Source organism: Actinosynnema sp. NPDC059797 (assembly GCF_042732085.1).
In the GTDB taxonomy this organism is placed as follows: Bacteria; Actinomycetota; Actinomycetes; order Mycobacteriales; family Pseudonocardiaceae; genus Actinosynnema.
Map to the genome: position 1 here is coordinate 1 of NZ_JBHWIE010000664.1, position 2,137 is coordinate 2,137.

General features: G+C 74.4%; 3 protein-coding genes. 2 read left to right on the top strand and 1 reads right to left on the bottom strand.

Features of this window, described 5'->3' with window-relative positions; all coding sequences use genetic code 11:
- The coding region (locus tag ACFV4N_RS43085) for an alpha/beta fold hydrolase (RefSeq protein ID WP_499678477.1) at positions 1-237 on the top strand (237 nt) is incomplete at its 5' end.
- On the opposite strand, the gene ACFV4N_RS43090 is transcribed toward ACFV4N_RS43085, so the two are convergent.
- Entirely contained in the window at positions 206-655 is a 450-nt protein-coding gene (locus ACFV4N_RS43090; protein ID WP_499678478.1) for a DUF6010 family protein, read from the bottom strand. The two genes, ACFV4N_RS43085 and ACFV4N_RS43090, sit on opposite strands and share 32 nt — an antisense overlap.
- A 205-nt stretch (positions 656-860) precedes the next feature.
- Between ACFV4N_RS43090 and ACFV4N_RS43095 the strand changes: the two genes are divergently transcribed.
- Positions 861-2,137 (top strand): FAD-dependent monooxygenase (locus ACFV4N_RS43095; protein WP_499678479.1); only part of this gene is annotated, 1,277 nt, incomplete at its 3' end.

Here is a 2,137-nt window from a genome sequence, read left to right on the forward strand (position 1 = left end):
ACCGCCACCACCGACGTGGAGCACGACACCGCCGACCGGCGCGCCGGCAACCGGCTCCGCATGCCCGTCACCGTCCTCCAGCAGGACTGGGGGGCCGCCCTCGGCTACGACGCCACCGCGCGGTGGCGGACCTGGGTCGACGACCTGGAGCACACCACCGTCTCGTGCGGCCACTTCATGGCCGAGGAAGCCCCCGCCGACATCGTCAAGGCGCTGCGCGACCTGGTGGACCGCTGACCCCGGCGGCGCCCCGCTCGGCCGGGGCGCCCCGCCGCCACCCCGACCACCTCAGGACCGACGGACCGCCCGCCAGGCACCACACCGCGATCACCGGGTCGCAGATGGCGCACCCCAGGCTGGAATGCTCCGCGAACGGGACGATCGGGGCGCCCTTCACGTGGTGCACCACGTCCCACGCCGTGTGCAACAACCACCCCAGCCCGATGAAGAACCAGGAATCCAGGCCGCGGAAAGCGCAATACGTCACCACCGCGGTGAAGGCGAACTCCCAGGCGCCCAAACCACCGCCGCTCAGGTAGGCGGCACCGGCGCCCGCCACCATCACCGCGTTGAACCGCCGGCGGTGCGGCTCCTCGATGAACGAGCACAACACCACGTAAACAACGCCGATCAAAATCGGCACGACAACAGTCACGGAGGAATTCCTTCACGCCGGAAAAGAAACCGCCGACGACGCTACAAGCGCTCCCCCGGGCGCGACACCGCACAACCGGACAACACCCGACGGGATCCGGCCGGCTCGCCCCGACCCGAACCCCACCCCGGACTGCCACGGCTGGACCACGCGCCGGCAGCGCGCTGCCGGCGCCCTGACAGCGCACCCGGCCACCGTGCCCGGCATGGACACCAGAGTTCTCATCGCCGGCGCCGGCCCGACCGGTCTCACCCTCGCCTGCGACCTGGCCCGACGCGGGGTCGAGCACCTCGTCGTCGACCGCGACCCCGGCGCGTTCGCCGGTTCCCGCGGCAAGGGCCTCCAGCCCCGCACCCTGGAGGTCTTCGCCGACCTGGGGGTGGTCGACCGCGTCCTCGAACACGGCGGCCCGTACCCGCCCGTGCGCGCCTACCGCCGCCACGAGGTCGTGTGGGAGCGGTCGATGCGGGAGGTCTCCCCGCCGCGCGACGGCGTGCCGTACCCGGAGCCGCTGATGCTGCCGCAGTGGCGGACCTGCCGGATCCTGCGCGAACGGCTGGCCGAGCTGGGCGGCCGGGTGGAGACGGGGGTGGAGCTGACCGGGTTCGAGCAGGACGGCTCCGGGGTCACCGCGCACCTGGGCGGCCGGCGGGTGCGCGCCGAGTACCTGGTCGGCGCGGACGGTGGTCGGAGCGCGGTGCGCCGGGCGCTGGGCGTCGGGTTCGTCGGCGAGACCGACGAGGACCACCGGCAGCTGGTCGCCGACGTGCGGATCTCCGGCCTGGACCGCGACCACTGGCACGTCTGGGTCGACGGGGACTCGAACCACCCGGCGATCAGCGCGTGCCCCGTCGCGGGCACCGACACCTTCCAGGTCACCACCGCGCTCCTGGAGCACGCCTCGGTCGAAGACCTCCAGGCCCTGCTCACCGAGGTGTCCGGGCGCGACGACCTCGTGGTGGGCGACCTGGGCTGGTCCAGCTCGTGGCGGCCCAACGTGCGCATGGTCGACCGCTACCGGGTGGGCCGGGTGTTCCTGGCGGGCGACGCCGCCCACGTGCACGCGCCGACGGGCGGCCAGGGCCTGAACACCGGCGTGCAGGACGCCTACAACCTCGGCTGGAAACTGGCCCTGGGCACGGAGGAGCTGCTGGACAGCTACGAGGCCGAGCGGGTGCCGGTCGCCGCCGAGGTGCTGGGCATCAGCACCGCCCTGCTCAACCGGGCCCGCGCGGGCGGCGAGGACGCGATGGACCGCGGCGACCCGGCGCTGCGGCAGCTCGGGGTGCACTACCGCGGCAGCGCGCTGTCGGTGGACCTGCGCGCCCGGCCGGGGTCCGTACGGGCGGGCGACCGGGCGCCGGACGGGTGGTGCGGCGACCGCCGGGTGCACGAGGTGCTGGCCGGCCCGGGGTTCACCGTGCTCGCCTTCGGGCGGGCCCGCTACGCCGGTGCGCACGCGGTCACCGACGCCCCGGCCTC